Raw genomic sequence first — 17,375 nt, 5'->3', positions numbered from 1 at the left:
GGTGTCCCAGATCCGCACGGCGCGCCAGATGGACCTGCCGCCCAAACTGGTCATCCCGATGCGGGTGATCATGTCGGTGGCCGCGATCCTGTGCCAGCTCGACGCGCACGTGCCGATCAAGGCGCTGTCCGAAGAGCTGGTGCCCGGCTTCGCCGAGCCCGACAGCGCGGTCGTCTAGGGTCACTCGCCCTAAGCGGCGGCCCCGTCCTGCCTGCGGCCCTTGCGCGGGCGTCCGCGCGGCCGCTTGAAGCTCAGGACCGAGCCGCGGTCGATGATCTCGCCGCCCCACACGCCCCAGGGTTCGGCCCGTTCCAACGCGGCGGCCAGGCATTGCCGCCGGACCGGGCAGCCGGCGCACAGCGTCTTGGCCCGCTCGAGATCGGCCGGGGTGTCGGCGAACCACAGGTCGGGATCGCCGACATGACACGGCAGGGCCTGTCTGGGGACTGTCGGTGCCGACATGTCCTACCACCTACTTCCTGATCTGGATTGCTGTGCGGTGATCCGGACCAGGTCGAAGAGTTGCCGACCTACAACTATGGCCACGGATCCTTCTGACTTCGGGTCCGTGGCCATCTGGGAGAAAACCGGGCTGGTGGTTACCTTGCCTTCGGTGGGCCCCCGACATCTACGGACGCGTCGGTCACGGCGGCGGCGCGATGCTTACGCGCGGCCGCCGGGGCGGCGTGTGCGGCATGGAAGGGACCCGCGGCCAGGACGGGGCGGGTCGCGCGGGCCACGCCTACACCGAACGCGTCGTTGATCATCGTGGCCACCCTCCTTCTCCGTCGTGCCGAGTTGCGGTTTCGAGGGTAAACGGTCACCGCCGATGACCACAACCGATTTTCTGACCAGCGGGTTTACCGGTCAGCGCCCGCGGACCAGTTCCAACACGTCGGGGCCGTACTGTTCCAACTTGCGCGCGCCGATGCCGGGAATCCCGATCAGCGCCTCCTCGTCGCCGGGCAGCAACTCGGCGATCGCGATCAGCGTGTTGTCGGTGAAGACGACGTAGGCGGGCACCTTCTGCTCCTTGGCGACGTCCAGCCGCCAAGCCTTGAGCCGCAGCAACAGGTCCTCGTCGATGTCGGCGGCGCAGGTCTCGCAGCGCCGCAGCAGCACGGCTGCCGGGGTGGTCAGGTTGTTGTTGCAGATCCGGCAGCGGGTCGCGGTGCCCCGGTTACGCCGGGACTTGTTCGGCGCCGCGTCGGCCCGCGCCTGGGGCGCGATGCCGTTGAGGAACCGCGACGGCTTGCGGCTTTGGCGCCCACCCGGGCTGCGGGCCAGCGCCCAGCTGAGCGCCAGATGTGTACGGGCCCTGGTGATTCCGACGTAGAGTAGCCGCCGCTCCTCCTCGACCGCTTCGCTCTCGGCGCCGTGCGCCAACGCGTGCGAGATGGGCAGCGTGCCGTCGGCCAGTCCGACCAGAAACACCGCGTCCCACTCGAGCCCCTTGGCGGCGTGCAGCGACGCCAGCGCGACCCCCTGCACCACCGGTGGGTGCCGGGCGTCGGCCCGCATCCGCAGCTCGACCACCAGCCGGGGGAAGTCGAGCTGTGGTCGCTGGGCCACCTCGTCGTCGACCAGCTCGGCCAGCGCGGTCAGACCCTCCCAGCGCTCCCGGGCCCGGGTGCCGACGGGTTCCTCGGCCGTCAGCCCCAACGGTTCCAGGATTGCGCGGACCGCAGTGGGCAGTGGTTCCTGCAGCGGCCCGCCGCCGCTGCGCTCGGCACCGCGCTGCAGCGCCAGCAGGGCCTGCTTGATCTCTTGGCGGTTGAAAAATCCCTCGCCGCCGCGAACCTGATAGGGAATGCCGGCCTCGGTCAACGCCTCCTCGTAGATCTCCGACTGAGCGTTGACCCGGTAGAGCACCGCGATCTCCGACGGCGGGGTGCCGGATTCTATGAGCCGTTTGATCGACGCCGCGACCGCCGCGGCCTCGGCCGGTTCGTCGGGATGCTCGTGGAACGACGGCGCCGGGCCCGGCGCCCGCTGACCCACCAGGTGCAGCTTGCTGCCGGCGACCCGGCCCCGGGCCGCCGCGATCACCTGGTTGGCCAACGACACCACCTGCGGGGTGGAGCGGTAGTCGCGCTCCAGGCGCACCACGGTGGCGTCGGGGAACCGGCGGGAGAAGTCGAGCAGGAACCGCGGCGACGCCCCGGTGAACGAGTAGATGGTCTGGTTGGCGTCGCCGACCACCGTCAGGTCGTCGCGATCGCCCAGCCACGCCGTCAGGACCCGCTGCTGCAACGGCGTGACGTCCTGATATTCGTCGACGACAAAGCAGCGGTAGCGATCCCGGAACTCCTCGGCCACCGCGGCATCGTTTTCGATCGCGGCCGCGGTGTGCAGCAACAGGTCGTCGAAATCGAGCAGGGTGACGTTCTCGTCGCGGACCTTGAGCGCCTCGTAAGCGGCGTAAACGGTGGCGACCCGGGCGGCGTCCAGCGGGATGTCGCGCGCGGCGGCGGCCACCGCGGCCGGGTACTCCTCCGGCCCGATCAACGACGCTTTGGCCCACTCGATCTCGCCGGCCAGGTCGCGCACGTCGTCGGTGCTGGCGTTGATCCGGGCGCGGCCGGCCGCCCGGGCGACGACGGCGAATTTGCTGTCCAGCAGCTGCCACCCCGTGTCGCCGACCACCCGCGGCCAGAAATAACGCAGCTGCCGGTGGGCGGCCGCGTGGAACGTCAGGGCCGAGACCGCGCCGACGGAGGTGTCCGCGCCCGCCGCGGCGTCGATCATCCGCAACCTCGAGCGCATCTCCCCCGCCGCCCGCTGGGTGAACGTGACGGCCAGCACCTGGCCGGCCGCGACGTGACCGCCGGCGACCAGCTGGGCGATCCGGTGCGTGATGGTGCGGGTCTTTCCCGTTCCGGCGCCCGCCAGCACGCACACCGGGCCGCGGGGAGCCAGCACGGCCTCGCGCTGCTCGTCGTCCAGCCCGGCGGTCAATGGATCCGCGACCGTCGGCATGGCGTCCATCTTGGCAGCGGTCGCCGACAAACCCGGCGCATCGCCACGCCCTAATCGGCGGGACTGGCGTGTCGCCCCGGCGAGTCGGCGGATCTCATGGTGCATCTCGCTTCGCGACCTGGGGGCACCCCCGGCGCGGAATGCATCCTCGCCGGGCTACGTTAACGGACTATGACCTCTGCCCCGCTCACCGTCTACACGACCTCCTGGTGCGGTTACTGCCATCGGCTCATGACGGTGCTGAAGTCCAACGGGATTCCCTACGAGGCGGTCGACATCGAACACGACCCGGCGGCCGCTGATTTCGTCAGCTCGGTCAACGGCGGCAACCGGACGGTTCCGACGGTGAAGTTCGCCGACGGGTCGACGCTGACCAACCCGAGCGCCGCCGAAGTGAAGGCGAAGCTGGCCGAGGCCGGCGACTAAAGCGCCCGGTCAGTCGATCGCGGCCCAGGATTCGATGATCACGCGGGCGATCGAAATCGACCCGGGCAGCAGCAGATTCGATTCCGACGTGCTGGACCAGTCCCCTTCCGCCAGGGCGGCGCGCACCTCGTCGCGCGTGAACCAGGCGGCCTCGGCGATCTCGCCGTCGTTGAACGAGAATTCTTCGCCCGGGTCGGCAACGGCGTGGAAGCCGACCATCAGCGAACGCGGGAACGGCCACGGCTGACTGCCCAGGTATCGCACGTCGCGGACCGTCAGGCCGATCTCCTCGCGGATCTCTCGAGCCACGCACACCTCGAAAGATTCGCCGGCCTCGACGAATCCGGCCAGGAGCGAGAACATCCGCTCCGGCCACACCGCCTGGCGGGCCAGCACCGCGTGGTCACCGCCGTCGTGGACGAGGCAGATCACCGCCGGGTCGATCCGCGGGTATTCCTCGTGACCGGTCACCGGGTTGACGCGTGCCCAGCCCGCCCGGGCCGGTCTCGTCGGTGAGCCGTCCTCGGGGCTGAAACGAGCCTTCTCATGCCAGTTCAGCAGGGCGACGGCCGCGGACACCAGCTGACTGCTGGTGTCGTCGAAGATCGGGCCGAGGCTGCGCAGGTTCACCACCTCTGCGTGCGCGTCGGGGTCCTCCGGAGCCTGCAGCGTCCCGCGAACGCCCCAGACGTGACGGCCGTCCTCAAGGCGCCCCAGAAACACGGCCTCCGACGGAGGCTTGTCGCCGATTTCGGCGGCGGCGCCGAGCACCACGCGGCCATTGGCGACCAGCACCTGATTGCGCGAATCCACCCGCAGCAGCGCCGCGTCCGCCCAGCCCGCGGTGGCGGCCTCGACGTCGGTGCGCAGCTGATCGGCGCGGTCGGCCCCCACCCGCGACAGCAGCGGGACGCTGCGCAGCTGAAAGTCCGCTATCGCCATCAGTGGTCGGCGTTTCGGATGTAGAGCAGTCGGTCGTTGGCCTCGATGGCATCCACTTCCGGTGCGCCGATGCGCAGCAGGTGGCCGTCGCGCACGACGCCGAGCACGGTGTCGCGCAGGTGCCGAGGCGATCCGCCGACTTCAGTCTGCTCTACCTCACGCTCGGCGATGGCCAGCCCGGCGTCGGGGGTCAGCAGATCCTCGATCATCTCCACGACGCTGGGCGTGGTGGTCGCGAGCCCGAGGAGCCGCCCGGCGGTGGCCGAGGACACCACCACCGAGTCCGCGCCCGACTGCTGCAGGAGGTGCTGGTTCTCGGTCTCCCGGATCGAGGCGACGATCTTGGCGTTGGGTGCGATCTCGCGCGCCGTCAGCGTCACCAGCACCGCAGTGTCGTCGCGGCTCGTCGCGACGATGATGGACGCCGCATGCTGGGCGCCGGCCAGCCGCAGCACGTCGGCTTTGGTGGCGTCACCGTGCAGCGTGACCAGGCCCGCACTTTCGGCGTGCTCGAGCGTGCTGCGATCGGTGTCGACGACGACGACCTCGGTCTGAACGGTCTCGTCGCCGAGGATCGCGGCGACCGCCGTTTTCCCCTTGGTCCCGTAACCGATCACGATGGTGTGGTTGCGCACTCTGCTCCTCCAACGCTGAATCTTCCACCCGTGGCGGGATCGCTCGGAAAGCACTTCGAGCGTGGTGCCGACCAACACGGCCAAAAACGCGATCCGCATCGCGGTGAAGATCAGGGTGTGCACCAGACGCGCGGTTTCGGTGTACGGCGTGATGTCGCCGTAGCCGGTGGTCGACAGGGACACCGCGGAGAAATACACGCAGTCCAGGAATGTCAGCGGTTCGTTGCGGACATCACGGTAACCGTCGCGATCGAGGTAGACGATGAGCGCCGCGGCGAACAGCACCACGAGCGCGATGGCCAGGCGGCGGGTGATGACGCGGATGGGGCTGGCATGCTCCTCGGGGATGCGCACCACGCCGATCAGCTGGTGACCGCGCTGAGCAGTAAGGGTTTCGTCCAGACCGCTCAGCCTTCGGGACCTACCGTTGCCCACGGCGGCCCGTCATCGGCTTACCCTTTGCGCACCAGACACGCACGGGTCTTATGTAACCACGGCCACAGCTCCACCAATACTCGGGCGGCCCACGTCACACCCGGACCCGACGGTCGCCGTCCGGATCCATCAGCAATCCCGCCACCTCGGCTTCGCTCGGCAGCTCGTCGGGGATCACGGTGGTGTGGGCACGCACGTAATAGAAAGCGGTGCGCACCGAGGATTCCGGGATGCCGGCCAACGCCGCCCAGGCCAGCCGGTACACGGCCAGCTGGACGGCGGCCTGCCGCATCGCTTCCGGCCCTCGCGGTGGTTCACCGGTCTTCCAGTCCACGACGGTGGCACCCCCGTCGGGATCGGCGAAGACGGCATCGATTCGTCCGCGTACCAGTGTGTCACCGATCGGCATTTCGAACGGCACCTCAACGGCCACGGGAATTCTTGCAGCCCAAGGCGATTCGTTGAAGGCATCCTGAAGTGCGGTCAGTTCCGCGGGATCACCCGTGTCGGAGTCCGCCGCGCCGGGCAGATCGCCTAGCTCGAACAGACATTCGGCGCCATAGAATTTCTGAATCCACGCATGAAAGGCATTGCCCAGCAACGCGTGCGGTTCCGGTCGAGACGGCAACCGATACGCCAACCGCTGCGCGGTGCCCGCCGGGTCGCGCGCCAGCCCGACCAGCGAGCTGACCGACAACTGGCCGGGCATTGCGCGGAGCGTCGGCCGCATCGACCGGGCGCGCTCGGCCAGCAGCGCGTCGACGTCGGCGGCCCAGCCGTCCACATCGACGCCCGGCTCGGTGGTATCGGCCAGCAGCGCCTGCCTCACCAGGGCGGCGCCGTGCTCGACGTCGTCGCGCCGACGCGCCAGCGGGTCGGGCGGCCATACCGCTTCGACCACGTTGTCGCGTAGCGGATTTCGTTCACCGTCGGCGGGCGGGTCCGCCCAATGCTCCACGGTCCCGCAAGGGTCGCCGGCCGCGGCCGAATCGTCGATCACGGCCTTGATTTCGCACAGGAAGTCCGACGGCCCGCGGGGCTTGATGCCGGTGGCCCCCCAGTGGTGCCCGGACACCAGCAGCGTGTCCTCGGCCCGCGTGATGGCCACGTACAACAGCCGCCGCTCCTCGTCGATGCGCCGCTGTTCGAGCTGGCGCCGGTGCTCGGAGATCTTGTCCGACAGCTGCTTTCGGTTGCTGACGTCCGAGGTTTCCATCACCGGGATACCCAGCGCGCCGGCGGCCGCACGGTCGCCGCGCAACAACGGCGGCAGCTCGGCGGCGTCGGTGAGCCAGGTGCTCTTCGACGCCGTCGACGGGAAGGTGCCGCCGGACAAGTGCGCCACCGCCACGACCTGCCATTCCAGCCCCTTCGCGGAGTGCACGGTAAGCACTTGGACGCGGTCGCGGGCGACCGTCAATGAAGCTGGCGCCAAGCCGTTTTCGACCGTCTCCGCGACGTCGAGGAATGCCAGCAGGCCGGCCACCGACGTCGAGCCAGAGCCGTCCGCCGGCCCGTGCACGGGATCGGTGCGTTCCGCGTAACCGGCGACGACGTCGGCGAACGCATCCAGGTGCTCGGTGCCGGCCCAGCCGGCGCCCACCCCCGCCGCAGCCCGGACTTCGCAGTCGATGCCCAGCACACGGCGCACCTCGGCGACCAGATCCGCCAGCGGGTGTCCGAGGTGGGCACGCAGCGCACTCAGTTCGGCGGCCAGCGCGGTGACGCGCTGATACCCGGGAGCCGAATATGCCTCGGCCGCACCGGGATCGGCGATCGCGTCGGCCAGGCATACGGTGTCGGCGTCGGGGCCGGCCGCCCTCGCGATCGACTCGGGCGAGGACGCCTCGGCCGCCGGCGCGGCCCCGCCGAGCGCACGCGCACGCTGCCACAGCGCCGCGAGGTCGCGGGCACCGAGGCGCCAGCGTGACCCGGTCAGCACCCGCATCGCCGCCGCGCCGGCCGTCGGATCGGCAACCAGTCTCAGCATGGCCACCACCTCGGCGACCTCTGGGATGGCCAGGAGCCCGGCCAGCCCGACAACCTCGACGGGGATGCCGCGGGCGCGCAACGCGTCGGCGATGGGCGCGGCATCGGCGTTGCGGCGCACCAACACCGCGGCCGTCGGCGGCCCGACGCCCTCGTCGCGGGCCTGGCGGTACTGCGCGTCGAGCTGGTCGGCGATCCACTCCCGCTCGGCCGTCACGTCGGGCAGCAAGGCGCAGCGGACGGTGCCGGGCGGGGCATCCGGGCGCGGGCGCAACGCGTGCACGGCCACCGAGCGCCGCCGCGCCTCCGCCGAGACCGCATTGGCCACCCGCAGGGTCCGCGGCGGATTGCGCCAGCTGGTGCGCAACTCAAGAATTGGGGCGGGGGTGCCGTCGGATCGGGGGAAGTCGGTGGTGAACCGCGGCAGGTTGGTCGCCGAGGCGCCACGCCAGCCGTAGATCGATTGAATGGGGTCGCCGACGGCGGTGAGCGCCAGCCCGTCGTCCACTCCGCCGCCGAATAGTGCTGAAAGAGCGATGCGTTGGGCGTGCCCGGTGTCCTGATATTCGTCGAGAAGTACCACCCGGTAGCGGCTACGCAGCTCCTCGCCGACCTGTGGGAACGTCGCCGCGAGCCTGGCCGCCGAGGCCATCTGCATCCCGAAGTCCATCGCCTTGGCGGCGCGCATGCGGTCGTTGAGCGCGTCGAGCAATGCCACCAGTTCGGTGCGCTCGGTCTGGGTGGCCAGCAGCCGCAGCAGCCATTGGCTGGGGCCGCGGTCCCGCTGGTAGGGACCGGCGGGCAGTGAGTGGATGAGCCGCTCCAGCTCCACGTGGGTGTCGCGCAGCTGGCCGGTGTCCACCAGGTGTTCGGCCAGTTGTCCCCACAGCCGCAGCACCATCGAGGTGACCGCCGCGGGGGTCTTGTCGGTCCGCAGTTCCCCGGGATACGTGTTCACCACGTCGAAAGCCAGCTGCCACAACTCGGTTTCGCCGAGCAGCCGGCTGTCCGGTTCGACGGGCAGCAACAGCCCATAGTCGCGCAGCAACGAGCCTGCGAAAGCGTGGTAGGTGCTGACCGTCGGCGCGCCGTCGGTGTCGACGGCCGCATCGCCGGCGGTGTCGACGGCCGCATCGCCGGCAGCGCTCGGCGCTCTTAGGCCGACACCGGCCAACCGGGCCAGCCGGGACCGGACGCGGCGCAGCAGCTGGCCGGCCGCCTTGCGGGTGAACGTCAATCCGAGCACCTCGTCGGGCGCGGCGTAGCCGTTGGCGATCAGCCACACCACCCGCGCGGCCATGGTCTCGGTTTTGCCGGCCCCGGCACCGGCGATGACCACCAGCGGCCCCGGCGGCGCGGCGATGACGGCGGCCTGCTCATCGGTCGGTGGGAAAAGCCCTAGCGCGCCGGCCAATTCGGCGGGGGTATAGCGCGGCGGGGTCACCGCGAGGATCCGTCGGCGTGGGCGGGGCAGTTCGGCCGGACGGGACAGTGTGTGCAGCCGTCGTTGCGGCGCGCGATGAACTGTGGCCCGAACGTCGCGCCGGCCGCACGCGCGATGACCCCGCGCCATTCCTCTCCGCCGGTGGCGGTCAGCGGATCCTGTTCGCGTTCGGCCACTCCGGACGCCCCGGTCTTGCCGAGGTACACCAGCCGCGCGCCGCCGGGCTCGACATTGTCGGTCCCGTCGCCGACCAGGCCCTCGGCCACCGCCAGCTGATACATGGCCAGCTGGGCGTGTTGTTGCGCATCGTCCTTGCTGACCGGTGTCTTGCCGGTTTTGATGTCGACGATCACCAGCCGCCCGGCGGCATCGCGCTCCAGCCGGTCGACCCTGCCACGCAGTCGCACCTCGCCGCCGCCCTCGGTGGCCACGGTCCCGTCGATCTCGACTTCGACGCCGACCTCGGTCAGCGCGCCCCGGGTCTGCGCCCGCCACTCGATGAACGCCTCCAGCATGGCGCGGTGCCGGGCCAGCTCGTTGGCCGAATGCCATTGCGCCGCAAAGGGCAGATGCTTCCAGGCGCGATCCAGCTCGGCCAGCAATTCCGATTCGCTCCGGTGCGGTTCGGCGATCAGGGCGTGCACCACCGACCCGATCGCCGAGCGCACGTCGCGCGGGTCGGATCCGCCGTGCCGCTCGGCGAGCCAGCGCAGCGGGCACTCGTTGAGTGTCTGCATGGTCGACGGCGTCAAAGTGGCCACGTCGCCGCTGTCGCGCAGCGGTTCGTTGGTGCTGATCGAGGTCAAACCGTGCCATCCGGTCGGGTCGGCGCCGGGTACGCCGGCTTTGGCCAGCCGGGCCAATTGCGTTGCCGCGCAGCCGCGGGCACGCTCGTCCACCGCCCCGACGGGCGCGCACACCACGCCGCGCAGCCGGCCCACCAGCGCGGCCGCGGACAACACCCGCGGCGCCGAGACCGGTTCGCTATCGGTGTCGTCGCCGGCCCACTGCGCGATCTCGGTGAAGAACACCGACGGGAGCGCGGTCTCCACACCACCGGCCCCACCGGTGTCGCTGTCGACGGCCGTCACCAGAAGCCTGCGCCGGGCCCGGCCCATCGCCGCCACCAGCAGCCTGCGCTCCTCGGCCAGCAGCGGCGCCCGCACCGAGGCATCCGCGCCGACCCCATCCAGCACGTCCAGCAGCCGCTGGGTAGCCAGGACGCCACCACGCGGAACGGTGTTGGGCCACAAGCCATCCTGCAATCCGGCGATGACCACGAAATCCCATTCGTGCCCCAGCGCGGCGTGCGCGCTGAGCACTCTGACCTGCTCGGCCGCGGCCACCGGCTCGGGGGCGGCACTCGGCAGCGCCAGCGACGCGATGTGCTCGACCAGACCGCGCAACGAAGCACCCGAGGTGCGCGCCACGTAGTCGTCGGTGACCTCGAACAACGCGGTCACTGATTCGAGGTCCCGGGTGGCCTGCGCCGCGGCGGGGCCGCCGCGCTCGCTCACCGAGAGCCAGCGGCGCTGCAGCCCGGACCGGTGCCAGGCGGCCCACAGGGTGTAGCGGGGGTCGTCGCCGGCGGCATGCGAGCGCGATGCCGCGCCCAGCACCGCGCGGACCTTGCGCAGTGGGGCGAATTGCGGCCCCGGCAGCGGCACGTCAGCGGACAGCGCCTCGACCAACAGGTCGGCGAAATCCTCCGGTGCGCGACCGGGGTTGGCGCGCTGCAGCGTTCGGCGCAGCCGGCGTAACGAAACCGGATCGACACGACCGATGGGGCCGGTCAGCAACGCCAGCGCCTGCTGCCCGTCCAGCCCGTCGGCGGTGGCGAGCAGCACGGTGAGCAGGGCGCGTGCCGCGGGCTCCGCGGACAGTGGCCCGGGTACGGCGGGTGCGGCCACCGGCACTCCGGCGGCGGCCAGCGCGCGCGGCAATCGCGCGCCGGCCCGCGGCACCGACCGGACGATGACCGCCATCTGCGACCAGGGCACGCCGTCGATGAGGTGTGCGCGTCGCAGCGCGTCGGCGATGGTCGCCGCCTCGGCGTGCGCCGACGCGGCCCGGCGCACCGTGACGGATCCCTCCCCTACACCGGCACCGTCGATCCGCCGACCGCCGGGTAACCGGCCGGCGATCCCGCTGACCGCGCGCGCCACGGCGGGCGCGCAGCGGTGCGACGTCGTCAGGGTCACCGGGGGTGCGTCACCGCCGAGCAACCCTGCGGGTTCGCCGCCCCGGAAGCCGAACACCGCCTGGTTGGGATCCCCGGCGATCAGCGCCAGCTCGGAGCCCGCCGCGAGCACCCGAACCAGGCGCGCCGCCTGCGGATCGAGTTGCTGGGCGTCGTCAATCAACAACACGCGAATCCGGCCGCGTTCGGCCGACAGCAACTCGGGGTCGACGGCGAACGCTTCGAGTGCGGCGCCGACCAATTCGGCGGCGCCAAGCGCCGGTGTGGTCGCCTCCGGCGCGGCGGTGCCCACGGCCGCGCGCAGCAGCATCACCTGTTCGTACTGGCGCGCGAATTGGCCGGCGGCGCTCCATTCAGGCCGCCCGCAACGACGTCCGAGCCGCTCCAGCTCATTGGGATCCACGCCGCGTTCGGCGCAGCGGGCCAACAGGTTCCGGAGCTCGGTCGCGAAGCCGGCGGTGCTCAGCGCGGGCCGCAGCTGGGCCGGCCACGCCGTCGCGGCGCGCGGTCCGTCCTCGAGGTCTCCGGCCAGCAGTTCCCGGATGATGGCGTCCTGCTCGGCGCTGGTGACAAGACGCGGGGGCGCCTCGCCGGCGCGTTCGGCGGCGCGTCGCAAGACCGCGTACGCGTACCCGTGCACGGTCCGGACCAGCGGCTCGCTGACGGCAGCCCGGCCGGGCCCGGTGGATCGCGAGCGCAGCAACGCCGTCGTCAACGCGCTGCGCTCGGCCATCCCGATCCGGCCCGAACCCGTAAGCAGCAGAACCGATTCCGGGTTGACACCGGAGTCAATCTGGGCTACCGCGGCGTCGATCAGCAGGCTGCTCTTGCCGGTGCCGGGCCCACCGAGGATACGTAGCTGACCGCGCGCACCGGGATCTAAGACGGTGTGCGCTTCGGCATCCCACGTGTAGGCCATGACGGCATGACATCACGAGGGTCCGACAGATCCGCTAGCGCGCGACGAACGCGGCCTGCAGCAGCCGGGGGTCGAACCCGCCGACCGTCTCGCCGGTGACCGCGTATTGGTACAACGCGACGCGGAAAATCTGGCTGAGCGCGGTCAAATGAACGAGATCACAACGGCGACCACGAATGTAGCGGCCAGCACGGCGAGGCCAAGGGCCGCGAGACGAGCCGCGATCAGCGCGATGCCACCCACCACGCCACCGACCACGACCGCCAGCGCGACCAGGAACGTCACCACCCCGATGGTCGGGCACCTACCCTGGAGGGCGAGCGAACGAAGGCCGGAAGGAGTAGTTGAAGACCATGCAGGACGACGAACGCGGCTTTCCCATCGACGACGCGCCCGAGGGTGACGCGGTGGAACAACTGCGGCCCGCGGATTCCGATGACGAGACCGGTCTGGACATCGACTACGTGGCCGCCGGGGACCGGGAGGCCAACGAGGCCGACGTGATCGAGCAGGCCTACATCGTCTCCACCGAGGACGATCGGGACGACGACCGGTGAGGACCGCCCGCCGCTCCCGATAGTGGCGCCTGGCACCATCGACGCGTGACCGCAAAGCTGCATGTGCACCGCTACGGGCCGTCCGGTCCAGCACAGGTCCTGGCGTTGCACGGATTGACCGGCCACGGCCAGCGCTGGCGGCATCTGTCCGGCTTACTGCCCGGGATCGGCCTCGCCGCACCGGATCTGGTCGGCCACGGCCGGTCTTCCTGGGACGCGCCGTGGACCATCGACGCCAACGTCGCGGCGCTGACCGCGCTGCTCGACGAGCAGCCCGACACGCCCGTGGTGATCGTGGGTCACTCGTTCGGCGGCGGGCTCGCGATGCACCTGGCCGCGGCGCGCCCCGATCGGGTGGCGGGGCTGCTGCTGCTCGACCCGGCGGTCGGGCTGGACGGCGCATGGATGCGCCAGATCGCCGAAGCGATGCTGTCCTCGCCCGACTATCCGACCGCCGAGGAGGCACGGATGGAAAAGGTGCACGGCTCCTGGTCCGACGTGGAACCCGCGCTGCTCGACGTCGAGATCGACGAGCATCTGATCGCGCTGCCCGGCGGGCGCTACGGCTGGCGGGTCAGCCTGCCGGCGATGATGTCGTACTGGAGCGAGCTGGCCCGCGACGCCGTGCTGCCGCCGGCGAAGACCCCGACCGTTCTGGTGCGAGCCAAGCGGACCGCCCCGCCCTATGTCACCGACGAGCTGGTCGACGGCTTGACGCAGCGGTTGGGATCGGACTTCCGGCTGCTGGATTTCGACTGCAACCATATGGTGCCCTACGCCCAGCCCGACGAAGTCGCCGCGCTGACCCGCGAGCTGCTGGAAGGCCGCTGACCGTGGCGCCGGTGACCGACGAGCAGGTCGAGCGGGTGCGCGCCCTGGTCGCCGCGATCCCGTCCGGCCGGGTCGCCACTTATGGCGACATCGCCACTGTCGCAGGGCTTTCCAGCCCCCGCATCGTCGGTTGGATCATGCGGACGGACTCCTCGGACCTGCCCTGGCACCGGGTGATCACCGCCTCCGGGCGCCCGGCGCGCCACCTGACGACCCGGCAGTTGGAGTTGCTGCGTGCCGAAGGCGTGCTGGCGACCGACGGCAGAATCGCGCTGCACGAGGTTCGCTACGAGTTTTCCGACGGGCCCTAGAGCACCAGCCGGACCAGCGCCGCGGTGCGGGCCAGGCCGGGGAAAGCCTCGGCGGTGGATCGCGGGTGCAGCGCGTGAACCGCGAGCCGAAACATCAACGCCCGCAACAACATCTGCGGCCATTCCGGCAGGGCGTTCCAGCGCTCGATCAGGCCGTCGTCGGCCTCTCCCCAAGACAGCGCGTCGATGACGACCACGCCGGCCGCCCACGAGGCGGGTCGCCAGTACGGGGTGATGTCGGTGATTCCCGGCGCAGCGGTGCCGACGAAAAGCACTGTGCCGTAAAGGTCTCCGTGAACCAGCTGGTTGGGGCTCTTGGTCGGCTTGCGCAACGTGGCGAGCTGGTGGATCAGCTCCACCGAGCGCTCGGCGTCCGCCAGCGGGGGGGCCACCCTGGCACCCGGGGGCACCGAAGCCAACGGCCGTTCCTCCCAGGCCGCCCGATCGGCGGCGATGAAGATGTCGACGTCGCCCCACGGCGCGGCGGGTCCCTGGGTCAGAAAGCGCGGGCGGTCCAGTTTGCCCGTCGCCTCATGCAGGCGTACCGCCGCGGAGACGACTTCGTCATGGCGGGGCTCCGGCGTCCCGGCCACGAAGGTGTCCGCCCGCCACCCGGAAACGACGTAGCGCCCGTCGGTGGAACGGACCGGCCGCGCCAGCCGGACCCCATCGACGAACAGGGTTTCGCGGACCCGGGCGGACCAGGACGCACGCGCGTTGTCGGCCACCAGCGACAAGACCACTTCGCCGCAACGGAAGCCGCCCTCCCAGCTCGCACCCAGATAGACGGGTTTTACGCCGGCCAAGCCAAACGCCGACAGCACATGATCCGGCGGTGGCTCAACTGTCACACCGGTACTCTAACGAGTCCGGCAGGCGTTCTGAGTCAGTACATGATCATGTCGGGTTGCATCTGCTGCGCCCATGCCACGATCCCGCCCTGCAAATGCACCGCATCGGCGAACCCGGCCCTACGCAACACCGCCAGCGCCTGGGCCGAGCGCACTCCCGTTTTGCAGTACAGCACCGGCGGGCGGTCCTGCGGCAGCTTTGCCAGACCCTCGCCGGAATTGATCAACGACTGCGGAATCAGCTGGGCCCCTTCGATGTGCACGATGTCGAACTCCACCGGCTCGCGCACGTCGATCAGGGCCAGCTTCTTGCCGGAATCCAGCCAGTCGCGCAACTCCCGCGGGGTGATGGCCGACGCGTCGTCGTGCGCCGAGGGCTGGGGCGCCACACCGCAGAACTGCTCGTAGTCGACGAGCTCGGTGATCGTCGGCCGGGACGCGTCCGACGGGTCGCGGCGGATCGCGATGGTGCGGTACGTCATCTCCAGCGCGTCGTAGATCATCAACCGGCCCAGCAGAGAGTCGCCGATCCCGGTGATGAGTTTGATCACTTCGGTGCTCATCACCGAGGCGATCGAGGCGCAGACGATGCCCAGCACGCCGCCCTCGGCGCAGGAGGGGACGGACCCGGGCGGCGGAGGTTCTGGGTAGAGGTCGCGATAGTTGAGTCCGCGCCCGTCCGGCGCGTCCTCCCAGCACACCGAGACCTGGCCCTCAAAGCGGTAGATCGACCCCCATACATAGGGCTTCTTGGCCAGCACCGCCGCGTCGTTGACCAGATACCGGGTCGCGAAGTTGTCGGTGCCGTCCACGATCAGGTCATAGGAGCCGAACAACTCGACGGCGTTGGTCGAGTCCAGGCGGAACTCGTGCAGCCGCACGTCGACGAGCGGGTTGATGGCGGCGATGGACTCGCGCGCCGACTGGGCCTTGGACCGTCCCACGTCGGCCACCCCGTGGATGATCTGACGATGCAAATTCGACTCGTCGACCACATCGAAATCGACGATGCCGATCGTGCCCACGCCGGCCGCCGCCAGATAGAGCAAGGTCGGCGCGCCGAGCCCGCCCGCGCCGATCACCAGCACCCGGGCGTTCTTGAGCCGCTTCTGCCCCTCGGGGCCCAGGCCGGGGATGATCAGGTGACGGCTGTAGCGGGCCACCTCGTCGCCACTCAGGTGATCTGCGGGCGCCACCAAAGGCGGCAGCGGCGTCAACACTGCGAAACATCTCCTCGGTTGGCCTAGCGGAAAGCGTCTACCACCATCACAGCAGCCCGCCGGGGGCGCGGCAACGCGCGCCGGCGCGCTAGGCGATTTGCCCGCCTTGTCCACGCCGCTGCGCGCGCTAGGCGATCGGGTACGGCCAGGGATTGAACCGGCAGGTCTTCCCGTCGGCCTTGACGACGTCCGGGTCGAACTGGGCGGCGTCGTTGTTCGACGTCGAGAACGTCTGCTGCATCATCACCGGCGCCAGGGCGCCCTGCTGCTCGCACGGCTCGTGGTGCAGGTATCCGATGGCGTGGCCGACCTCGTGGTTGATCACGTACTGCCGGTAGGACCCGACGTCCCCCTCGAACGGCACGGCTCCCCGGATCCAGCGGGCCTCGTTGAGGAAGACCCGCGCCTCGCGGTTGGCGCCGAAAACCGGGTTGTAACAAGAGGTTTCAAGCCGGAACTCGTAGCCGCAGCCCTCGCGCACCGTGACAGGCGACACCAACGAGATCCGAAAGTCGGGCTTACCGTTGTCGATCCGGATGAACGCGAACTGCGGATTGTGCGTCCAGCCCTTCGGATTGCCCAGCGTCTGGTCCACCATCTGGGCGAAGGCGTCGTCGCCGCCGAACATGGTCGGGTCGATGCCGTTCTCCACTTCGACGGTGTACCTGAACACCTTTGCGGTGCCCTGACCGAGCTGGGGGGTGGCGCCCGGCACGACGTGCCACGTCTTGTCGCCCGCTTCGGTGAACGGGCCGCCGTCGGGCAGGGTCCCGGCCGGCAGGTTGGCGTCGAACGCGGCGAGCCCGCGCGGCGGGGCGTCGATGATCGTCGTACCCACCGCTCCGATCGCCGGCGGGCTCTGGATGGGCCGGCTGGCCGTCGGCTTGGGCGCACCGGTGCCTGTCACCGTCTGATACATGACCACCGCGGTGAGCACCACCAAGACGGGCAGGGCGTACGCGCGCCACCCATAGGTGGAGACGAACCGCCCCAGCCAGGTTTGTTTGCGCCATTGCCGCGGCCGCTCGCGGTCGGCCCGCGCCCGCCCGGCTTCCCGCGCGAGGGGGTCGCGCAGCGCCCGCAGCGGCTCTCGCCACTCGTCGCGTAACACCGGCACGCGGCCTGTGCTGCGCGGCGGCCGGGGGGAAGTCATTTCCCCAGGATTACACAGCCACCGACCGGCGCGAACCGTGGCGCGCCCGAATGCGCCGTCCGACACCGCTTCTGCCTGCGGAGACGACCGCGATGACGGCCGCATCGACTCCTCGGGTAGTAAGGTACCTTCCACGGGCTGCGAGCGGCTGACCCCGCGTTACCGGGGGCCGGCCGCCGATAATCAGATGAGGAATCGATGAGCGAACTCGCCAAGGTGCCGGCGCGGCGCGCCGTCAGATCGGCTGACCGCGGCCGGCCGGCAGACGGAGCCGCGGTTTCGAACCGGCGGGGCAACCGGTTGCCCCGCGACGAGCGGCGCGGCCAATTGCTCATCGTCGCCAGCGACGTGTTCGTCGACCGCGGCTCCGTCTGCCGGCCGGCCGCGGTCAGCCGATCTGACGGCGCGCCGCGCCGGCACCTTGGCGAGTTCGCTCATCGATTCCTCATCTGATTATCGGCGGCCGGCCCCCGGTACCGCGGG

The 17,375-nt window shown here is 70.5% G+C and carries 15 protein-coding genes and 2 pseudogenes; 6 read left to right on the top strand and 11 right to left on the bottom strand.

Annotation, left to right across the window (positions count from 1 at the left end; translation table 11 throughout):
* Nucleotides 1-178: pseudogene (locus A5652_RS27900) on the top strand (AarF/ABC1/UbiB kinase family protein); the annotation flags it as partial.
* Nucleotides 179-189: 11 nt separating this feature from the next.
* Here the strand turns inward: A5652_RS27900 and A5652_RS23425 are convergent.
* From A5652_RS23425 to A5652_RS23420, 3 genes are all read right to left on the bottom strand, one after another.
* Nucleotides 190-462, bottom strand: a complete 273-nt coding sequence (locus A5652_RS23425; RefSeq protein ID WP_067357534.1) for a WhiB family transcriptional regulator — start codon at nt 460-462, stop codon at nt 190-192.
* A gap of 137 nt (nt 463-599) precedes the next feature.
* On the bottom strand, nt 600-776 hold the full coding sequence (locus tag A5652_RS28215; RefSeq protein WP_197514079.1) for a hypothetical protein: 177 nt from the start codon (nt 774-776) through the stop codon (nt 600-602).
* 91 nt (nt 777-867) lie between these two features.
* Nucleotides 868-2,979, bottom strand: a complete 2,112-nt coding sequence (locus A5652_RS23420) for an ATP-dependent DNA helicase UvrD2 (protein ID WP_197514078.1) — start codon at nt 2,977-2,979, stop codon at nt 868-870.
* Between the two features lie 171 nt (nt 2,980-3,150).
* Between A5652_RS23420 and mrx1 the strand changes: the two genes are divergently transcribed.
* Nucleotides 3,151-3,405, top strand: coding sequence for a mycoredoxin Mrx1 (gene mrx1, locus A5652_RS23415; protein ID WP_067357528.1), 255 nt, complete (start codon nt 3,151-3,153; stop codon nt 3,403-3,405).
* Nucleotides 3,406-3,414: 9 nt separating this feature from the next.
* On the opposite strand, the gene nudC is transcribed toward mrx1, so the two are convergent.
* From nudC to A5652_RS27895, 5 genes are all read right to left on the bottom strand, one after another.
* The gene (gene nudC, locus A5652_RS23410) at nt 3,415-4,347 is read right to left on the bottom strand and encodes an NAD(+) diphosphatase (protein ID WP_067357525.1); all 933 of its coding nucleotides are present in this window, start codon (nt 4,345-4,347) and stop codon (nt 3,415-3,417) included.
* Complete coding sequence (locus A5652_RS23405; RefSeq protein ID WP_067357521.1) at nt 4,347-5,417, bottom strand: TrkA family potassium uptake protein; 1,071 nt, start codon at nt 5,415-5,417, stop codon at nt 4,347-4,349. The genes nudC and A5652_RS23405 overlap by 1 nt, the downstream gene beginning before the upstream one ends.
* A 94-nt stretch (nt 5,418-5,511) precedes the next feature.
* Nucleotides 5,512-8,859, bottom strand: a complete 3,348-nt coding sequence (locus tag A5652_RS23400) for an ATP-dependent DNA helicase (RefSeq protein WP_197514080.1) — start codon at nt 8,857-8,859, stop codon at nt 5,512-5,514.
* Nucleotides 8,847-11,969 (bottom strand): ATP-dependent DNA helicase, encoded by a 3,123-nt coding sequence (locus A5652_RS23395; RefSeq protein ID WP_067357518.1) that lies wholly within the window; start codon nt 11,967-11,969, stop codon nt 8,847-8,849. Before A5652_RS23395 ends, A5652_RS23400 begins: the two co-directional genes overlap by 13 nt.
* 144 nt (nt 11,970-12,113) lie before the next feature.
* On the bottom strand, nt 12,114-12,254 hold the full coding sequence (locus A5652_RS27895; protein ID WP_156745508.1) for a hypothetical protein: 141 nt from the start codon (nt 12,252-12,254) through the stop codon (nt 12,114-12,116).
* Between the two features lie 68 nt (nt 12,255-12,322).
* On the opposite strand from A5652_RS27895, the gene A5652_RS23390 reads away from it, so the two are divergent.
* Genes A5652_RS23390 through A5652_RS23380 form a run of 3 tightly spaced genes read left to right on the top strand, consistent with a single transcriptional unit; the run spans nt 12,323 to nt 13,668 of the window.
* On the top strand, nt 12,323-12,526 hold the full coding sequence (locus tag A5652_RS23390; protein WP_067357514.1) for a hypothetical protein: 204 nt from the start codon (nt 12,323-12,325) through the stop codon (nt 12,524-12,526).
* A 45-nt stretch (nt 12,527-12,571) separates the two neighbouring features.
* Nucleotides 12,572-13,357, top strand: a complete 786-nt coding sequence (locus tag A5652_RS23385) for an alpha/beta fold hydrolase (protein WP_067357511.1) — start codon at nt 12,572-12,574, stop codon at nt 13,355-13,357.
* A gap of 2 nt (nt 13,358-13,359) precedes the next feature.
* The gene (locus A5652_RS23380) at nt 13,360-13,668 is read left to right on the top strand and encodes an MGMT family protein (RefSeq protein ID WP_067357508.1); all 309 of its coding nucleotides are present in this window, start codon (nt 13,360-13,362) and stop codon (nt 13,666-13,668) included.
* Here the strand turns inward: A5652_RS23380 and A5652_RS23375 are convergent.
* The 3 genes from A5652_RS23375 to A5652_RS23365 form a co-directional block, all read right to left on the bottom strand.
* The gene (locus A5652_RS23375; protein WP_067357504.1) at nt 13,665-14,519 is read right to left on the bottom strand and encodes a TIGR02569 family protein; all 855 of its coding nucleotides are present in this window, start codon (nt 14,517-14,519) and stop codon (nt 13,665-13,667) included. The two genes, A5652_RS23380 and A5652_RS23375, sit on opposite strands and share 4 nt — an antisense overlap.
* A gap of 35 nt (nt 14,520-14,554) precedes the next feature.
* Nucleotides 14,555-15,739: an adenylyltransferase/sulfurtransferase MoeZ gene (gene moeZ, locus A5652_RS23370; RefSeq protein ID WP_067357501.1), complete on the bottom strand. Its 1,185-nt coding sequence runs from the start codon at nt 15,737-15,739 to the stop codon at nt 14,555-14,557.
* Between the two features lie 127 nt (nt 15,740-15,866).
* Nucleotides 15,867-16,997, bottom strand: a complete 1,131-nt coding sequence (locus A5652_RS23365) for a DUF3152 domain-containing protein (RefSeq protein WP_067357497.1) — start codon at nt 16,995-16,997, stop codon at nt 15,867-15,869.
* A 93-nt stretch (nt 16,998-17,090) separates the two neighbouring features.
* Between A5652_RS23365 and A5652_RS23360 the strand changes: the two are divergent.
* Nucleotides 17,091-17,258: pseudogene (locus A5652_RS23360) on the top strand (TetR/AcrR family transcriptional regulator); the annotation flags it as partial.
* Nucleotides 17,259-17,375: the final 117 nt, after the last annotated feature.

This window comes from Mycobacterium sp. 1165178.9, from assembly GCF_001673555.1.
Lineage (GTDB): Bacteria > Actinomycetota > Actinomycetes > Mycobacteriales > Mycobacteriaceae > Mycobacterium.
The sequence above is the reverse complement of the archived record's forward strand: the minus strand, read 5'-3'. Positions and strand labels throughout refer to the sequence as shown.

What these genes read in the sequence shown, in the direction of transcription:
- A5652_RS23425 (WP_067357534.1), bottom strand. Translation starts at nt 462, where the DNA reads ATGTCGGCACCGACAGTCCCCAGACAGGCCCTGCCGTGTCATGTCGGC.
- A5652_RS23420 (WP_197514078.1), bottom strand. Translation starts at nt 2,979, where the DNA reads ATGCCGACGGTCGCGGATCCATTGACCGCCGGGCTGGACGACGAGCAG.
- mrx1 (WP_067357528.1), top strand. Translation starts at nt 3,151, where the DNA reads ATGACCTCTGCCCCGCTCACCGTCTACACGACCTCCTGGTGCGGTTAC.
- nudC (WP_067357525.1), bottom strand. Translation starts at nt 4,347, where the DNA reads ATGGCGATAGCGGACTTTCAGCTGCGCAGCGTCCCGCTGCTGTCGCGG.
- A5652_RS23395 (WP_067357518.1), bottom strand. Translation starts at nt 11,969, where the DNA reads ATGGCCTACACGTGGGATGCCGAAGCGCACACCGTCTTAGATCCCGGT.
- A5652_RS23390 (WP_067357514.1), top strand. Translation starts at nt 12,323, where the DNA reads ATGCAGGACGACGAACGCGGCTTTCCCATCGACGACGCGCCCGAGGGT.
- A5652_RS23365 (WP_067357497.1), bottom strand. Translation starts at nt 16,997, where the DNA reads ATGCGGCCGTCATCGCGGTCGTCTCCGCAGGCAGAAGCGGTGTCGGAC.